This window comes from Pseudomonas sp. DP-17, from assembly GCF_022380625.1.
Taxonomy (GTDB): domain Bacteria; phylum Pseudomonadota; class Gammaproteobacteria; order Pseudomonadales; family Pseudomonadaceae; genus Pseudomonas; species Pseudomonas nitroreducens_A.
In genome coordinates, this window is record NZ_JAKSXG010000013.1 from 135,556 (window position 1) to 151,651 (window position 16,096).

General features: G+C 66.4%; 15 protein-coding genes. 6 read left to right on the forward strand and 9 right to left on the reverse strand.

The genetic code is table 11. From position 1 onward, the window contains the following. Window positions 1-146 precede the first annotated feature (146 nt). Window positions 147-1,286 (reverse strand): acetylornithine deacetylase, encoded by a 1,140-nt coding sequence (gene argE / locus MJ122_RS20890; RefSeq protein WP_088420103.1) that lies wholly within the window; start codon window positions 1,284-1,286, stop codon window positions 147-149. A gap of 188 nt (window positions 1,287-1,474) precedes the next feature. On the opposite strand from argE, the gene MJ122_RS20895 reads away from it, so the two are divergent. From MJ122_RS20895 to MJ122_RS20910, 4 genes are all read left to right on the forward strand, one after another. Then, window positions 1,475-2,839 (forward strand): inorganic triphosphatase, encoded by a 1,365-nt coding sequence (locus tag MJ122_RS20895; protein WP_088420101.1) that lies wholly within the window; start codon window positions 1,475-1,477, stop codon window positions 2,837-2,839. A gap of 94 nt (window positions 2,840-2,933) precedes the next feature. After that, a complete protein-coding gene (locus MJ122_RS20900; protein ID WP_017520851.1) occupies window positions 2,934-4,718 on the forward strand; it encodes a GspE/PulE family protein in 1,785 nt (594 codons plus the stop codon). 120 nt (window positions 4,719-4,838) lie between these two features. Then, window positions 4,839-5,765, forward strand: coding sequence for an SPFH domain-containing protein (locus tag MJ122_RS20905; protein WP_239745908.1), 927 nt, complete (start codon window positions 4,839-4,841; stop codon window positions 5,763-5,765). Next, window positions 5,765-6,214, forward strand: a complete 450-nt coding sequence (locus MJ122_RS20910; protein ID WP_239745909.1) for an NfeD family protein — start codon at window positions 5,765-5,767, stop codon at window positions 6,212-6,214. The genes MJ122_RS20905 and MJ122_RS20910 overlap by 1 nt, the downstream gene beginning before the upstream one ends. Window positions 6,215-6,288: 74 nt before the next feature. Here the strand turns inward: MJ122_RS20910 and lgt are convergent, their stop codons facing one another. Further along, window positions 6,289-7,089 carry a prolipoprotein diacylglyceryl transferase gene (gene lgt / locus MJ122_RS20915; protein ID WP_239745910.1) on the reverse strand — a complete coding sequence of 267 codons (801 nt, stop codon included), beginning with the start codon at window positions 7,087-7,089 and terminating at the stop codon, window positions 6,289-6,291. Window positions 7,090-7,108: 19 nt separating this feature from the next. Continuing rightward, window positions 7,109-7,891, reverse strand: coding sequence for a sulfite exporter TauE/SafE family protein (locus tag MJ122_RS20920; RefSeq protein WP_088420093.1), 783 nt, complete (start codon window positions 7,889-7,891; stop codon window positions 7,109-7,111). 114 nt (window positions 7,892-8,005) lie between these two features. Between MJ122_RS20920 and MJ122_RS20925 the strand changes: the two genes are divergently transcribed. After that, complete coding sequence (locus MJ122_RS20925; protein ID WP_239745911.1) at window positions 8,006-8,752, forward strand: NRDE family protein; 747 nt, start codon at window positions 8,006-8,008, stop codon at window positions 8,750-8,752. On the opposite strand, the gene MJ122_RS20930 is transcribed toward MJ122_RS20925, so the two are convergent. The 3 genes from MJ122_RS20930 to MJ122_RS20940 form a co-directional block, all read right to left on the reverse strand. Next, window positions 8,749-9,774 (reverse strand): sensor domain-containing diguanylate cyclase, encoded by a 1,026-nt coding sequence (locus MJ122_RS20930; RefSeq protein ID WP_088420088.1) that lies wholly within the window; start codon window positions 9,772-9,774, stop codon window positions 8,749-8,751. The two genes, MJ122_RS20925 and MJ122_RS20930, sit on opposite strands and share 4 nt — an antisense overlap. A 98-nt stretch (window positions 9,775-9,872) precedes the next feature. Further along, a complete protein-coding gene (gene ptsP / locus MJ122_RS20935) occupies window positions 9,873-12,152 on the reverse strand; it encodes a phosphoenolpyruvate--protein phosphotransferase (protein WP_017520844.1) in 2,280 nt (759 codons plus the stop codon). A gap of 31 nt (window positions 12,153-12,183) precedes the next feature. Then, entirely contained in the window at window positions 12,184-12,663 is a 480-nt protein-coding gene (locus MJ122_RS20940) for an RNA pyrophosphohydrolase (RefSeq protein WP_017520843.1), read from the reverse strand. Window positions 12,664-12,810: 147 nt separating this feature from the next. Here MJ122_RS20940 and MJ122_RS20945 point away from each other — a divergent pair, with 147 nt between their 5' ends. After that, window positions 12,811-13,464, forward strand: coding sequence for an HAD family hydrolase (locus MJ122_RS20945; protein WP_239745912.1), 654 nt, complete (start codon window positions 12,811-12,813; stop codon window positions 13,462-13,464). Between the two features lie 4 nt (window positions 13,465-13,468). Here MJ122_RS20945 and MJ122_RS20950 read toward each other — a convergent pair whose 3' ends face one another. From MJ122_RS20950 to ilvA, 3 genes are all read right to left on the reverse strand, one after another. After that, complete coding sequence (locus MJ122_RS20950; protein WP_239745913.1) at window positions 13,469-13,936, reverse strand: DUF2269 domain-containing protein; 468 nt, start codon at window positions 13,934-13,936, stop codon at window positions 13,469-13,471. A 10-nt stretch (window positions 13,937-13,946) separates the two neighbouring features. Next, window positions 13,947-14,414, reverse strand: a complete 468-nt coding sequence (locus MJ122_RS20955; RefSeq protein ID WP_239745914.1) for a DUF2269 domain-containing protein — start codon at window positions 14,412-14,414, stop codon at window positions 13,947-13,949. A gap of 69 nt (window positions 14,415-14,483) precedes the next feature. Further along, window positions 14,484-16,010, reverse strand: a complete 1,527-nt coding sequence (gene ilvA / locus MJ122_RS20960; RefSeq protein WP_088420422.1) for a threonine ammonia-lyase, biosynthetic — start codon at window positions 16,008-16,010, stop codon at window positions 14,484-14,486. Window positions 16,011-16,096 lie beyond the last annotated feature (86 nt).

Below are 16,096 nucleotides of genomic sequence, written 5' to 3' on the forward strand. Positions count from 1 at the left end.
ATGCGGCCGGAGCACGGCCAGGGGCGGCGCGGTTATCGTCGTCGCAGGAACATCGACAGGTTTCTCCTCTGGGATAGGTCGGGCCCGTTGTCGGGGGCGCTCTACAGGCAACTCTTCATCAACAGTATCCGACGTCAGGAACCGTCTTACAGACAGTAATGACGGATCAGTCCGCGCAGCAGGTCCACGCAGGGCTCGATGCGGTCGAGCTCGAGGTGTTCGTCCGGCTGGTGGGCGCAGGCGATATCGCCGGGGCCCAGCACCAGGGTCTGGCAGCCGAGCTGCTGAAGATACGGTGCTTCGGTGCCAAAGGCTACCGCTTGTGCCGTGTGCCCGGTCAGACTTTCGGCCAGCCGCACCAGTTCGCTCTGTTCCGGTTCCTCGAAGGGCGGCACGGCGGGGAACAACGGCGCGTAGTCGATCTTCACCGCGTGGCGTTCGGCGATGGGCCTGAGCCGCTCGCGAATGGCCTGGCGCAGAGCCTCCGGAGCCATGCCCGGCAGCGGGCGCAGGTCGAACTCCAGCGCGCACTGGCCGCAGATGCGGTTGGGGTTGTCGCCGCCGTGGATGCACCCCAGGTTCAGGGTCGGCTGCGGCACGCTGAACTGCGGGTTGTTGAATTCCTGCTGCCATTGGCTGCGCAGGCCCTGCAACTCGCCCATCACCGCCTGCATCGCCTCCAGCGCGCTGCGCCCAAGGCTCGGGTCGGAGGAATGGCCGCTCTGCCCGAGAATGTCGATGCGCTCCATCATCACGCCCTTGTGCAGGCGGATCGGCTTGAGATTGGTCGGCTCGCCGATCACCGCCGCACGGCCCAGCGGCCGCCCCGCCTCGGCCAGGGCGCGCGCGCCGGCCATGGAGCTTTCCTCGTCGCAGGTGGCGAGGACGATCAGCGGCTGCTTGAACGGCTGCTCCAGCAGTGGCAGCAGGGCTTCGATGACGAGGGCGAAGAAGCCCTTCATGTCGCAGGAGCCCAGGCCGAACCAGCGCCCGTCGCGCTCGGTCAACCCCAGCGGGTCGCTTTTCCACAAGGCTTCGTCGTAGGGCACGGTATCGGTGTGCCCGGCCAGCACCAGGCCGCCGGGGCCGCTGCCCAGGGTGGCGACCAGGTTGAACTTGCCCGGCGACACCGGCTGCATCTCGCAGGCGAAGCCCAGGTCCACCAGCCAGTTGCCCAGCAGCTCGATCACCGGGCGGTTGGACTGGTCCAGGGCCGGCTGGGTGCAACTGACGGACGGGCTCGCGATCAACTGTGCGAAGCGTTGTTTGAGCGGCGGCAACGGCATGGCGTCCTCCGGAAGATTTATCCCCACTATGGACCATGCCGCGGCGCGGTAAAACCTCGCGGCGCCCGGCAGGAACGCCGAAGTCCTGTAAACTGCATGGCTCTGACGTCTTTTTTTGCGCCCGTCGCCTTGCCCCCCGCAAGGCCGCTCGAAGAACCGGGCGCGACCGCTCTGAACCGGACCCCGCCATGCAGAAAGAAACCGAAATCAAACTGCGCGCCAGTCGCGAGACCCTCGAAGCACTGCGCGAGCACCCGGCGCTGAAGAAGCGCAATAAATCCGGCTGGGAGCCCCGCGAGCTGTTCAACCAGTACTACGACACTCCCGCCCGCGACCTGGCCCGCGCCCGTGTGGCGCTGCGCATGCGCAAGGACGGCGAGCAGTTCATCCAGACCCTGAAGACCCGTGGCCAGAGCGTGGCAGGCCTGTCCGAGCGCAACGAGTGGGACTGGTACCTGGAGAAGAACAAGCTCGACCTGAAGAAGCTCGACGACCAGTGCTGGCCGGCCGCCCTGGCCGACCTGGACAAGAAGAGCCTGAAGCCGATCTTCAGCACCGACTTCACCCGCCAGCGCGCCGAGATCGCCTGGGGCCGCGGCAAGGCCAAGGTGGTGATCGAGGCCGCGCTGGACCTGGGCAAGGTCGTCGCCGGCAAGCAGGAAGAAGAAATCTGCGAGCTGGAACTGGAACTGCGCCAGGGCGAGCCCGAGGCGCTGCTGGAACTGGCCATCGAACTGGCCGCGGACCTGGCGCTGATGCCCTGCGACATCAGCAAGGCCGAGCGCGGCTACCGCCTGTTCGACCCGGCCAGCTACAGCATCCAGCCCGACACCCAGAAGCTGCTGCACGAAACCCCGCTGGACGGCGCCTTCGCCGCACTGTCCTGGTCGCTCCTGGGCAGCAGCCAGCGCCTGGCCGAGCAGTACCGCTTCAACGGCCACTGGAGCCTGCTGGAAAGCTGGCTGCAGCAGCTGGTCGACCTGCGCGCCCTGCTCGGCAGCCTCGGCCAGGCCGTGCCGCGCGCCAGCACCCGCGAGCTGCGCGCAGCCCTCGACGCGTTGATCGCCGACTGGCAGCCGCGCATCGAACAGGGTCGCCACGACGATGCCGTGCGCCAGCAGATGCCCGCCGCCTTCCTTGAGGAACTGGCCAACGTGCGTTGGGGTCAGTTCTCCCTGAGCACCTCGCGCTGGCTGCTGGGCAAGGCCTGGACCCTCGAGCGCAACGACCGCGCCAACCGCCTCGGCGGCTCCGCCGTCGGCAAGTGGCTGCAACGCACCCTGGCCGAAGAGGCCCAGGCCATGCCGCTGCAACGCGCCCAGCAACTGCCCGAAGTGCTCGCCGACCAGCTGCCGCGACTGCAGCGCATGCTGGTCTGGCTGCGCCTGGCGCGCGGCGTGCTGGAGCTGCCGGAAACCGACCGCCTGTACGGCGAACTGGCCAAGCTGCAGGAGCTGCTCGTCACTCCCGACGCCGAGGGGCGCCTGGATGCCCTCGCCGCCCAGGCCCATACTGTGCTGACCCTCAAGCCGTGGAAGGCGCTTTTGAAATAACCTTCAGTAGAGCGGCGCGTCACCGCTCTCTGCAGGAGCGAGCCTGCTCGCTCCTGCAGCTAAGCCGCTCCCGCCACGACCAACAGGAGTCCGCATGTCCGTCTTTGCCCCATCCGCCCAGGATCGCCTGCTCGACCTGGGCGATATCCTGCGCGAGCTGGTCACCCAGGGCCGCGTCGACCAGAACGACGCGGAACAGTGCCTGGCGATCCGCCGCAGCGCGGTGAAGAACCAGCAGCACCCGCTGGAATTCCTCGCCGCGCAGCAGGTGGAAGACCGCCAGCGGCCGGGGCGCAAGCTGGACCTGGAGACCCTGGTGCACTGGCTGGCGGACTTCTCCGGCCAGCCCTACCAGCGCATCGACCCGCTGAAGATCGACGTCGCCGCACTGACGCCGCTGATGTCCTACGCCTTCGCCCAGCGCCACCAGATCCTCGCGGTGGCGGTGAGCCCGGACGAGGTCACCATCGCCAGCGCGCAGCCCTTCGTGCACGCCTGGGAGAGCAACCTCACCCATGTGCTCAAGCGTCCGATCAAGCGCGTGGTGGCCAACCCGGTGGACATCCAGCGCTTCACCGTGGAGTTCTACCGCCTGGCCAAATCGGTCAGCGGCGCCACCGCCAAGGACCAGAAGATCAGCGGCGTCGGCAACTTCGAACAGTTGCTCAACCTGGGCGCAACCGACCAGGAGCCCGATGCCAACGATGCGCACATCGTCACCATCGTCGACTGGCTGTTCCAGTACGCCTTCCAGCAGCGCGCCAGCGACATCCACATCGAGCCGCGCCGCGAGCAGGGCACGGTGCGCTTTCGTATCGACGGCGTGCTGCACAACGTCTATCAGTTTCCGCCGCAGGTCACCATGGCGGTGGTCAGCCGCCTGAAATCCCTGGGCCGCATGAACGTTGCCGAGAAGCGCAAGCCGCAGGACGGCCGGGTGAAGACCAAGACCCCGGAAGGCGCCGAGGTGGAGCTGCGCCTGTCGACCCTGCCAACGGCTTTCGGCGAGAAGATGGTGATGCGCATCTTCGACCCGGAGGTACTGCTCAAGTCCTTCGACCAACTCGGCTTCTCTCCCGACGACCTGCGCCGCTGGGAGAGCATGACCAGCCAGCCAAACGGCATCATCCTCGTCACCGGCCCCACGGGTTCGGGCAAGACCACCACGCTCTACACCACGCTCAAACAGCTGGCGACCGACGAGGTGAACCTCTGCACCATCGAGGACCCGATCGAGATGATCGAGCCCTCGTTCAACCAGATGCAGGTGCAGCACAACATCGACCTGACCTTCGCCAGCGGCGTACGCGCCCTGCTGCGCCAGGACCCGGACATCATCATGGTCGGCGAGATCCGAGACCTGGAGACCGCCGAGATGGCGATCCAGGCGGCGCTCACCGGCCACCTGGTGCTGTCCACCCTGCACACCAACGACTCGCCCACTGCCATCACCCGCCTGCTGGAACTGGGCGTGCCCTATTACCTGATCCGCGCCACCGTGCTCGGCGTCATGGCCCAGCGCCTGGTGCGCACCCTGTGCCCGCACTGCAAGGCGCCGATGGAGCTGCGCGAGGAGGACTGGCAGGAAGTCACCCGCCCGTGGAACGCCCCGCTGCCCACCGGCGCGCACCAGGCGGTGGGTTGCCTGGAGTGCCGCGACACTGGCTATCGGGGACGTGCCGGGGTCTACGAGATCATGCTGCTGAGCGAATCGCTGAAGGAGCTGATCACCGCCGACACCGACCTCATCCCGCTGCGCCGCCAGGCCTTCAAGGAAGGCATGCGCAGCCTGCGGCTGTCCGGTGCGCAGAAGGTCGCGGCCGGCCTGACGACCATCGAGGAAGTGCTGAGGGTGACGCCGCAAAGCGAGCAGAAGTAAGCCGCCCGTCAGTCGCTTGAGAAAAGTCGCCGGGCGACTGCTGCACTTTCCTGCATGCCAGCCTGGCGTGCCGGTTACACTCGATTCTCCCCTATCCACGCCAGACAAGGAGTCCTTTGCATGGAAATCGGCAGCGTCGCCCTGCTCTTCGTCATTCTCGCCATCGTTATCGTCCTCATGGGGTTCAAGGTCGTGCCCCAGGGCTACGAATGGACCATCGAGCGCTTCGGCCGCTACACCGTCACCCTGAAGCCGGGCCTGAGCATCATCATCCCGGTGGTGGATCGCGTCGGCCAGAAGATCAACATGATGGAGCGCGTGCTCGACGTGCCGCCGCAGGAGGCCATCAGCGCCGACAACGCCATCGTGCAGATCGACGCCGTGTGCTTCTTCCAGGTGGTCGACGCGGCGCAGGCGGCCTATGAAGTGAGCGGGCTGGAAAACGCCGTGCGCAACCTGGTGATGACCAACATCCGCACCGTGCTCGGCTCCATGGAGCTGGACCACATGCTCAGCCAGCGCGACGCGATCAACGAACGCCTGCTGCGCACCGTCGACGAGGCCACTGCGCCCTGGGGCCTGAAGGTCACCCGCATCGAGATCAAGGACATCAGCCCGCCGGCCGACCTGGTGGAAGCCATGGCCAGCCAGATGAAGGCCGAGCGCTTGAAGCGTGCGCAGATCCTCGAAGCCGAAGGCCGCCGCGCCGCTGAAATCCTCACCGCCGAGGGCAAGAAGCAGGCACAGATCCTCGAAGCCGAGGGCCTGCGCCAGTCGGCTTTCCTCGAATCCGAAGCCCGCGAGCGCCAGGCCGAGGCCGAGGCCAAGGCGACCCAGGTGGTCTCCGAAGCCATCGCCAGCGGCAACGTGCAGGCGATCAACTACTTCGTCGCACAGAAGTACGTCGACGCCCTCGGCCAGCTGGCCAGCTCCAACAACAGCAAGATCGTGCTGATGCCGCTGGAAGCCAGCCAGGTGATCGGCGCGGTCGGCGGCATCGGCGAGATCGTCAAGGCTACCTTCGGCGAAACCAAGGGCCGCAGCTGATGGCCGCCTTTCTCCAGAACCTCGGTTTCTGGGACTGGCTGGGCCTGGGCATCGTCCTGCTGATCCTGGAAATCTTCGGCGCCGGCGGCTACCTGCTGTGGATCGGTATCGCCGCCGCGCTGACCGGCGTGCTCTCCTTCCTCGTGCCGGGTCTGGACTGGGTCTGGCAGTGCCTGGCCTTCGGCGTGCTGGCGATCCTCACCGCGCTGTACTGGTGGAACCACCAGCGCCTCAACAAGCGCCAGGCCGCCCCCTCCAGCCTCAACCGCCGCGGCAGCGAGCTGGTCGGCCGGCAGTTCGCCCTGCACGACGGCATCGTCGGCGGTCGCGGCAAGATTCGCGTCGGCGACAGCGTCTGGCTGGTCAGCGGGCCGGATTTGCCGGCAGGCGCGCCGGTGCGGGTGATCGGGCAGGATGGCGTGCTGCTGATCGTGGAGCCGGTCGCTTAGCAGTCGATGGCAACGGATTTTCCGCCTTGACAAAAAAGCCCGCCATTCGGCGGGCTTTTTTGTTAAGGCGATGCTCAGCTCGCGGCCGGCTGCACCGGGGCGCGGCGGTAGGCCCAGACCATCAGCCCGATACCGCCCAGGACCATCGGCACGCACAGCACCTGGCCCATGGTCAGCCAGCCCCACGCCAGGTAGCCCAACTGGGCATCCGGCACGCGGACGAACTCGACGATGAAGCGGAAGATGCCGTAGCACAGCACGAACAGGCCGGACACCGAGGCCGTCGGGCGTGGCTTGCGGGTGAACAGCCAGAGCACCACGAACAGCGCCACGCCTTCCAGCGCGAACTGGTACAGCTGCGACGGGTGGCGCGGCTCAGGGCCGCCGGTGGGGAAGACCATCGCCCAGGGCACGTCGGTCACCTTGCCCCACAGCTCGCCGTTGATGAAGTTGCCGATGCGCCCGGCGCCCAGGCCGATCGGCACCAGCGGCGCGATCAGATCCATCAGCTGGAAGAAGCTCTTGTTGTTGCGCTTGCCGAACCACCAGGTGGCCAGCATCACGCCGATCAGGCCACCGTGGAACGACATGCCGCCCTTCCACACCTCGAAGATCAGCGTCGGATTGGCGATGTACTCGTCCAGGTTATAGAACAGCACGTAGCCCAGGCGACCGCCAAGGACCACGCCGCAGGCCACCCAGAACACCAGGTCGGAGAGCTTCTCCTTGGTCCAGGTCGGGTCGAAATCCTTCAGCCTGCGCGACGCCAGCAGCCAGGCGCCGCCGATGCCGATCAGGTACATCAGGCCGTACCAGTGGATTTTCAGCGGCCCGAGCGACAAGGCAACCGGGTCGATCTGTGGATAAGGCAGCATCCGCTTCTCCTAGCAGGAATCAGATCAGGAAACTCAAGCCCACGCTGAACAGCAGCAGGGCGAACAAACGCTTCAGGACTTTCGCCGGCAGGCGATGCGCCAGCCGCGCCCCGATGCGGGCAAAGAACATGCTGGTGACGGCAATGCCCACCAGTGCCGGGAGGTAGACGAAACCCAGGCTCAGCTCCGGCAGTTTTTCGTTGTGCCAGCCGACCGCGACGAAGGATATCGCGCCGGCGATGGCAATCGGCAGGCCGCAAGCCGAGGAAGTCGCAACCGCCTGTTGCATGGAGACGCCCCGCCAGGACAGGAAAGGCACGGTCAGCGAGCCGCCGCCGATGCCGAAGATCGCCGACGCCCAGCCCACCACACCGCCAGCAACGCCCAGGCCGAACCGCCCGGGAAGCCCTCGCTCGCCCCTGGGCTGCAGGCCCAGCGCCATCTGGATCGACACCAGGATGGCGAAGCTGCCGATGATCTTCTGCAGCACCGGCCCCTGGATCTTCGACGCGGTGACCGCGCCCAGCGCGCCGCCGACCAGAATGCCGACGGTCATCCAGGCAAATACCGGCCAGAGCACGGCGCCACGGCGGTGATGTTCGCGGATCGAGTTGATCGAGGTGAAGATGATGGTTGCCAGCGAAGTGCCCACCGCCATCTGGGTCAGCACATCGGGTGAGAAGCCATGGGCGGTGAAACTGAACACCAGCGCCGGGACGATAATCAACCCGCCGCCGACGCCGAACAGGCCGGCGAGCACGCCAGCGCAGGCGCCAAGCACCAGGTAGAGCACGAACTCCATGGGCAACCTCGGCCAATAAAGCGGGCATGGTAGCCGAAGGCTCCGGGGCGCTCCAGCCACTCCGGGTCTTCGGCGGATGTTGATAGACTGCGGGCACACTACGGAGTTCGCCCCATGTGCCTGATCGTCTTCGCCTGGCGTCCCGGCCACGCCACGCCCCTGATCGTCGCGGCCAACCGCGATGAATTCTACGCCCGCCCGGCCCTGCCGCTGGCGGCCTGGGAAGAATACCCAGGCCTTTACGCCGGCCGTGACCTGGAGGCCGGCGGCACCTGGCTGGGCGTGGCGCCGGAGGGCCGCTTCGCCGCCCTGACCAACGTGCGCGACCCCGGCCAACCGCTGGGCCCGCGCTCCCGCGGCGAGCTGGTGGCGGCTTACCTGCAGGGCCGCCAATCACCGCTGGAGTACCTGCAGCAGGTCGCCCGCCGCGCTTCGGACTACAGCGGCTTCAACCTGCTGGTAGGCGACAGTGCGCAACTCTGCTACTTCAACCCGCGCGTCGGTCCGCCGGTGGCAGTGGCGCCGGGTGTGCACGGGCTGTCCAATGCCGCGCTGAACACCCCCTGGCCCAAGCTGACCCGTGCGCGCAGTGCGCTGGAAACCGCGCTCGACAGGCCTGACACCCGCACACTGGTCGGATTGCTGGCAGACAACCGCCAGCCCGATGATGCGGAGCTGCCGGAAACCGGCGTCGGCCTGGCCACCGAGCGCCTGCTCTCAAGCGTGTTCATCGCCAGCCCAACCTACGGCACCCGCGCCAGCACCGCGCTGATCGTCCACGACGACGGCCGCCGCGACCTGCTGGAGCACAGTTTCGGCCCCAGCGGCGCGCGGCTGGGCGAGGTTGCCCTGACCCTCTAGCAGACGACGATGCAGTCGCGCTGGCGCTTGGCACGGTACAGCGCGTCATCCAGCCGGCGCATCATCACCATCAGGTCTTCGCCGGGCTGCATCTGGGTCACCGAGAAGCTGGCGGTGAGTTGCGTCGGCAGGGAAACATCCGCCCGGCGCAGGCTCAGGCGCAGCCGTTCGGCGAGCTCCCGCGCCGCTTCGCCGGTGGTTTCCGGCAGCAGCACGATGAATTCCTCGCCGCCCCAGCGGGCGAAGCAGTCCTCCTCGCGCAGGCGCCGCCGCACCACTTCGGCGACCGCCACCAGCACGCGATCGCCGGCCTGATGGCCGAGACTGTCATTGATGCGCTTGAAGTGGTCCAGGTCGAACATCATCAGTGAGCAACCATGGCCATGGCGCTGCAGGCGCTGCCATTCGGCGTGCATCTGCTGCTCGAAGCGCCGACGGTTGGCGATCTGCGTCAGCGGATCGATCTCGGCCAGGCGCTGGGCGACGGCAGCCTGCTCGGCCAGCGCCTGGTTGGCCTGGCGCAAGGCCTCGGTGCGCTGCAGCACCAGGTACTCCAGGCTCAGGTTGAGCTGGTGCAGTTCGTGGTTCTTTTCCTGCAATGCCAGTTCCGCGAGCTTGCGCTCATGGATGTTGCGGTGCGCGCCGATCATCCGCGTCGGTTTGCCATCGGCGTCGAATTCGAAGAAGCGCCCGTGGTCGCTGACCCACAGATAATTGCCATCCTGGCAGCGGCAGCGGTACTCCTCGCGGTAGACGCCGCTGCGACCTTGCACATAGGCATCGAAGGCGAACATGACCCGTTCGAAATCATCGGGATGAATGATCTCGTGCCAGGTGATGACATTTTCCGGAAGACTGCCCGGGTCATAGCCCAGCATGGCGTACCAGCCCGGACTGCGGGTGACGTGATTGGTGCGGATGTCCCAGTCCCAGATGCCATCGCTGACGATGCTCAGGGCATAGCGCAGGGTACGGGCGCTGTCGCTGGTTTGTGTGCAGGGATTTTGGTCGAGCTTTTCCATAAGCTGCGTCCCGGCCGGTTTTCCAGCCTTGATTCTTCATCCGCCCTGCAGTGATGCACGTATCCGTCAGGGGTCTTTCGCCAGGGGCTGCTGCAGCGTCAGGCCTGGATGGTCGCCGCCGGGTTGATCACACGGCCCAGCCCCAGGTTGCGCAGAGCCAGGTGCAGCGAACTGTGGATGACCTGCGGGTTGTCGAAGGTCATCAGTTGGCCGAGCAGTTCGCGAGCCTTGGACAAGGTCATCTGGCGCAGCAGCCATTTAACCTTAGGCAAGTTGGTGGCGTTCATCGAGAGCGAATCGAAGCCCATGGCCATCAACAGCACGGCGGCAGCCGGATCACCGGCCATTTCTCCGCAAATGCTCACCGGCTTGCCTTCGGCGTGGGAGTCGTCGACCACCTTCTTCAACGCCTGCAGCACGGCCGGGTGCAGGTAGTCGTAGAGATCGGCAACCCGCGGGTTGTTGCGGTCCACCGCCAGCAGGTACTGGGTCAGGTCGTTGGAACCGACCGAGAGGAAGTCCACCTGGCGCGCCAGTTCGCGGGTCTGGTACACGGCCGCGGGGATCTCCACCATCATGCCGATCGGCGGCATGGGGATGTCGACGCCTTCGTCGCGCACCTCGCCCCAGGCGCGGTGGATCAGGTGCAGCGCCTCTTCCAGCTCGTGGGTGCCGGAGATCATCGGCAGCAGGATGCGCAGGTTGTCCAGGCCTTCACTGGCCTTGAGCATGGCGCGGGTCTGCACCAGGAAGATTTCCGGGTGGTCAAGGGTGACGCGGATACCGCGCCAGCCGAGGAAGGGGTTGTCTTCCTTGATCGGGAAGTAGGACAGCGCCTTGTCGCCGCCGATGTCCAGGGTGCGCATGGTCACCGGCAGCGGGTGGAAGGCGGAGAGCTGCTCGCGGTAGATGGCGAGCTGCTCCTTCTCGCTGGGGAAGCGGTCGTTGATCATGAACGGCACTTCGGTGCGGTACAGCCCGACACCCTCGGCGCCGCGTTCCTGGGCGCGCGCCACGTCCGCCAGCAGGCCGGTGTTGACCCACAGTGGCATGCGATGGCCGTCCAGCGTCTCGCAGGGCAGCTCGCGCAGCGCGGCCAGGCCCTTGCTCAGTTCCTTCTCTTCGGCGACCACTTCGCCGTACTGCTTGACCAGCTGCGGCGAGGGGTTGGTATAGATCTCGCCGTGGTAGCCGTCGACGATCAGGTCGATGCCGTCGACCTTGGAATACGGCAGGTCGACCGCGCCCATCACCGTGGGGATACCCATGGCGCGGGCGAGGATGGCGACGTGGGAGTTGCCCGAGCCGAGCACCGAGATCAGGCCCACCAGCTTGCCTTCGGGCACTTCGCCGAGCATGGCCGGCGACAGCTCCTCGCTGACGATGATGGTCTGGTCGGGGTAGGTCAGCGACTGCTTACGCTCTTCCTGGAGATAGGCCAGGATGCGCCGGCCGATATCCTTGACGTCCGATGCGCGCTCGCGCAGGTAGGCGTCGTCCATCAGTTCGAAGCGCTGCACGTGCTCCATGACCACCTGGCGCAGGGCGCCCTGTGCCCACTGGCCGGTGCGGATGATGCGTTTGACTTCGAGGCCGATGGAAGCGTCATCGAGCATCATCAGGTAGACGTCGAACAGCGCCCTCTCTTCCTTGCGCAGCTGGGTGGCCAGCTTGCTGGAGAGGTTGCGCATGTCTTCGCGGACCGATTCCAGCGCCTGCTTGAAGCGCTCGACCTCGGCCTCGACGTCGTCGATGGGTTTGTCCGGGACCACTTCGAGATCAGCCGGCGGCAGGACCACCACGGCCTTGCCCACGGCCACGCCGGGCGCGCCGGGGACGCCGACGAACTTGGCTTCGCTGATGCCCTTGCCCATCTTGCCCAGTCCGCGGATCGAGCCGGTGGCTTCGGCGTGGGCGATAACACCGGCGAGCTGCGCGCTCATGGTGACGAGGAAGGCTTCCTCGCCCTCGTCGAACTGGCGCTTCTCCTTCTGCTGCACGACCAGAACGCCCATCACCCGGCGGTGGTGGATGATCGGCGCGCCGAGGAAGGAGGCGTAGCGTTCCTCGCCGGTCTCGGCGAAGTAGCGGTAACGGGGGTGTTCGGAGGCGTTCTCGAGGTTCAGCGGCTCCTCGCGGGTGCCGACCAGGCCGACCAGGCCCTCGTTGGGCGCCATGCTGACCTTGCCGATGGAGCGCTTGTTCAGGCCCTCGGTGGCCATCAGCACGAAGCGGTTGCTCTCCGGGTCCAGCAGGTAGACCGAGCACACCTGGGTGCCCATCGCCTCCTTCACGCGCTGCACGATGATGCCCAGCGCCGCCTTGAGGTCCTTGGCGGAGTTCACTTCCTGGACGATCTTACGCAGCGTGTTGAGCATGGCGTGGGGGTCTAACTCCTTGAACTTCGTGCTAGTCGCGCGCCAGGAGGCGCGGTGCCAATTCCTTCAGTGCCCGGCGGTAGACCTCGCGCTTGAAGGTCACGACCTGGCCCAGCGGGTACCAGTAGCTCACCCATTTCCAGCCGTCGAATTCGGGTTTGCCGGTCACATCCATGCGCACCCGGCTTTCCTCGCCGGTCAGGCGTAGAAGGAACCACTTCTGTTTCTGCCCGATGCACAGCGGCTGGCTGTTGGTACGCACCAGGCGTTGCGGCAGGCGGTAACGCAGCCAGCCCCGGGTACAGGCGAGGATCTTGACGTCCTGCTCTTCCAGGCCGACTTCTTCGTTCAGTTCGCGGTACAGCGCTTCCTCAGGGGTTTCGCGGGCGTTGATGCCGCCCTGGGGAAATTGCCAGGCTTCCTGGTTGATGCGCCGTGCCCACAATACCTGTCCGACATCGTTGCAAAGGATGATGCCGACATTGGGGCGAAAACCATCGGGATCGATCACGGCGGTACATCCTCGAAATCGCGTGTGCCCGCATTGTTCCACAAAGCTTGTGACAGCGGCAACGCGGGCTTCGGCGTCCTGTGCCAGGTGGGCAAAAGCCGTTACTCTAGGCGACTTTTCCGTATTGGCAACTGGCGGTAATCCATCGTGCGACTGGCTCTCTTCGATCTCGACAACACCCTCCTGGCTGGCGACAGCGACCACAGCTGGGGCGAATGGCTGTGCCAGCGGGGGCTGGTGGATGCTGGCGAGTACCAGGCGCGCAACGATGCCTTCTATGCCGACTACATGGCCGGCACCCTCGACGTATTCGCCTACCAGGCCTTCACCCAGGCGATCCTGAGCCGCAACAGCCTGGAGCAGCTGGCCATCTGGCACCGCCAGTTCATGGAGGAAGTGATCGAGCCCATCGTCCTGGCCAAGGGCGAGGCGCTGCTGGCCGAGCACCGCGACGCCGGCGACAAGCTGGTGATCATCACCGCCACCAACCGCTTCGTCACCGGGCCGATCGCCGAACGCCTGGGCGTGGAAACCCTGATCGCCACGGAATGTGAGATGGACAACGGCCTCTACACCGGCCGCACCTTCGACGTGCCCTGCTTCCAGGGCGGCAAGGTGACCCGCCTCGACCGCTGGCTCGAAGAGACCGGCCTGAAGCTGGACGACGCCTACTTCTACAGCGACTCGCGCAACGACCTGCCGCTGCTGGAACGAGTATCCAACCCGGTAGCGGTGGACCCCGACGACACCCTGCGCGCCGTCGCCCTTGAGCGCGGCTGGCCGGTGATCAGCCTGCGCTGAGCCGTCAGAAGCCCTTGTTGACCATCAGGTAGAAGATCGCCAGGAAGGCCAGGAACGCCGGCCAACCCAGGGCGAACCACCAGCGCATATAGAGGAAGGCTCGTGGCGGCAACGCAGCGCCTTCCCGGTGCGCGGCCTCAGCCATGTTCCGCACGCGGATCTGCAGCCAGACCACCGGCAGCCAGCAGGCGCCCGCGAACACATAAAGCCCCAGACTCCACAGCAACCAGCCCGAATCCAGCGGCCAGCCGGCCATGTGCGCCATGGCGATGCCACTCAGCGGCTGGAACACCGCCGTGGTGGCGATGAACAGCCAGTCGGCGGTGACCAGGTGGCGAAAGGTGATGCGGATGGCTTCCAGGTTGCCGCTGCGCCAGGCGCGCCAGCTGTAGTAGGCCGAACCCAGCCCGGTACCGAACAGCAGCGTGGAAGACAGGATGTGCAGGGTCTTGAGCAGCAGGTAGAGGTTCACGCGGCGGGCATCACACCGGTTTGCCGATCATCAGCACCAGGATGGCGATCACGCACAGCAGCGCCAGCGCGAAGAAGGCCAGGCCGACCTTCCACTGCCGCGCCGCACCGGCAGCAATCGGTTCGCCGCTGCCCTGCGCCGCCAGCGCCAGGTCGCGGATGCGCCACAGGCGGGTGGTGAACAGCAGCCAGAAGATCGTCGCGACGATCAGCAGGCAGGCGCTGCCCAGTAACCAGGTCTGGCCCAGTGGCCAGCCGAGGGTCTGCACCATGCGATAGCCGCTGACCGGAAGGCTGGCGACGCTGCCGGCGACCAGCACCCAGCCGATCAGGCCGATGCGCTGCAGCGCCTTGGCGATCACCCCGGCGTCACCGCCACGCCAGCTGCGCCAGCCGTACCAGGCCAGGCCGATGATGGCGAGGAAGGGCAGCACGGCGGCGATGCCGTGGAGGATGCGCAAGGTCTGCAGGCTTTCCATTTCAATTCCCTGTGAAGAAGGCGGCGATGCGACAAGCCTAGCAGCAGTCGCGCCGCCCCGGCCTGGTCCTCAGCCGAGGAACAGGCGGTAAGCCGGGTTGTCCGTCTCGTCCCAGTAGGGGTAGCCGATCTCTTCCAGCGCGGCCGCCACCAGGTGACGCTCTTCTTCCGGCACCTGCAGGCCCGCGACTACGCGACCGTCGGCGGCGCCGTGGTTGCGGTAGTGGAACAGGGTGATGTTCCAGCGGCCGCCCAGGCGGTTGAGGAAGTTGAACAGCGCCCCGGGGCGCTCGGGGAACTCGAAGCGGAACACCTGCTCGCCGGAAACGCGCGGCGAATGGCCGCCGACCATGTGGCGGATGTGCAGTTTGGCGAGCTCGTTGTCGGTCAGGTCCAGCACCGGGAAGCCCTGGTCCTGCAGCTGCTGCACCAGCGCCGCGCGCGGGTCGTTTTCCGGATGCGTCTGCACGCCAACGAAGATGTGCGCCTCGCTGTCGGTGTTGTAGCGGTAGTTGAACTCGGTGATCTGGCGCTTGCCGATGGCCTCGCAGAAGGCCTTGAAGCTGCCCGGGCGCTCGGGGATGGTCACGGCGATGATCGCTTCGCGCTTCTCGCCCAGCTCCGCACGCTCGGCCACGTGGCGCAGGCGGTCGAAGTTGATGTTGGCGCCCGAATCGATGGCGACCAGGGTCTCGCCCTTCACGCCTTCGCGCTCGACGTACCGCTTGATCCCGGCCACCGCCAGCGCGCCGGCAGGTTCGGTGATCGAACGGGTGTCGTCGTAGATGTCCTTGATCGCCGCGCAGATCTCGTCAGTGCTGACGGTGATCACCTCGTCGACGTAGTCCTTGCACAACTCGAAGTTGTGCTTGCCGATCTGTGCCACGGCGACGCCGTCGGCGAACAGCCCGACCTGGCCGAGCACCACGCGCTCGCCGGCAGCCATGGCGGCCTGCAGACAATTGGAGTCGTCCGGCTCGACGCCGATGACCTTGATCTCCGGGCGCAGGTATTTGACGTAGGCGGCGATGCCGGCGATCAGGCCGCCGCCGCCGACCGGCACGAAGATCGCGTCGATGCGGCCCGGATTCTGGCGGAGGATTTCCATCGCCACGGTGCCCTGGCCGGCGATCACGTCCGGATCGTCGTAGGGGTGGATGTAGACGTAGCCCTTCTCTTCCACCAGCTTCAGCGAATGCGCCAGCGCGTCGGGGAAGGCATCGCCGTGCAGCACGGCCTTGCCGCCACGGGCGCGCACGCCCTGGACCTTGAGCTCCGGCGTGGTGCGCGGCATCACGATGGTGGCCTTGATGCCCAGCTCGCGGGCGGCCAGCGCCACGCCCTGGGCATGGTTGCCGGCGGAGGCGGTGACGACGCCGCGGGCGAGTTCTTCCGGGCTCAGCTGCGCCAGCTTGTTGTAGGCGCCGCGAATCTTGAAGGAAAACACCGGCTGCAGGTCTTCGCGTTTGAGCAGAACCTGGTTGCCCAGGCGCTCGGAGAGCTGGCGGGCGGGCTGCAGGGGCGTTTCCACGGCAACGTCGTAGACACGCGAGGTGAGGATCTTCTTGACGTAGTGTTCGAGCATCGGAAGGGCTATATCGGCGGCTTTTCGAGGAACCGCGAGTCTACTCCAGCGGGCGCGGCGCGGGCCACCGAACAATCCGCGCGCAGATGACCGTAACA

Excerpts from the sequence above, each read along its gene's own strand:
- argE (WP_088420103.1), bottom strand. The coding sequence starts at position 1,286 with ATGCCGTTGCCGCCGCTCAAACAACGCTTCGCACAGTTGATCGCGAGC.
- MJ122_RS20895 (WP_088420101.1), top strand. The coding sequence starts at position 1,475 with ATGCAGAAAGAAACCGAAATCAAACTGCGCGCCAGTCGCGAGACCCTC.
- MJ122_RS20900 (WP_017520851.1), top strand. The coding sequence starts at position 2,934 with ATGTCCGTCTTTGCCCCATCCGCCCAGGATCGCCTGCTCGACCTGGGC.
- MJ122_RS20905 (WP_239745908.1), top strand. The coding sequence starts at position 4,839 with ATGGAAATCGGCAGCGTCGCCCTGCTCTTCGTCATTCTCGCCATCGTT.
- MJ122_RS20910 (WP_239745909.1), top strand. The coding sequence starts at position 5,765 with ATGGCCGCCTTTCTCCAGAACCTCGGTTTCTGGGACTGGCTGGGCCTG.
- lgt (WP_239745910.1), bottom strand. The coding sequence starts at position 7,089 with ATGCTGCCTTATCCACAGATCGACCCGGTTGCCTTGTCGCTCGGGCCG.
- MJ122_RS20920 (WP_088420093.1), bottom strand. The coding sequence starts at position 7,891 with ATGGAGTTCGTGCTCTACCTGGTGCTTGGCGCCTGCGCTGGCGTGCTC.
- MJ122_RS20925 (WP_239745911.1), top strand. The coding sequence starts at position 8,006 with ATGTGCCTGATCGTCTTCGCCTGGCGTCCCGGCCACGCCACGCCCCTG.
- MJ122_RS20930 (WP_088420088.1), bottom strand. The coding sequence starts at position 9,774 with ATGGAAAAGCTCGACCAAAATCCCTGCACACAAACCAGCGACAGCGCC.
- ptsP (WP_017520844.1), bottom strand. The coding sequence starts at position 12,152 with ATGCTCAACACGCTGCGTAAGATCGTCCAGGAAGTGAACTCCGCCAAG.
- MJ122_RS20955 (WP_239745914.1), bottom strand. The coding sequence starts at position 14,414 with ATGGAAAGCCTGCAGACCTTGCGCATCCTCCACGGCATCGCCGCCGTG.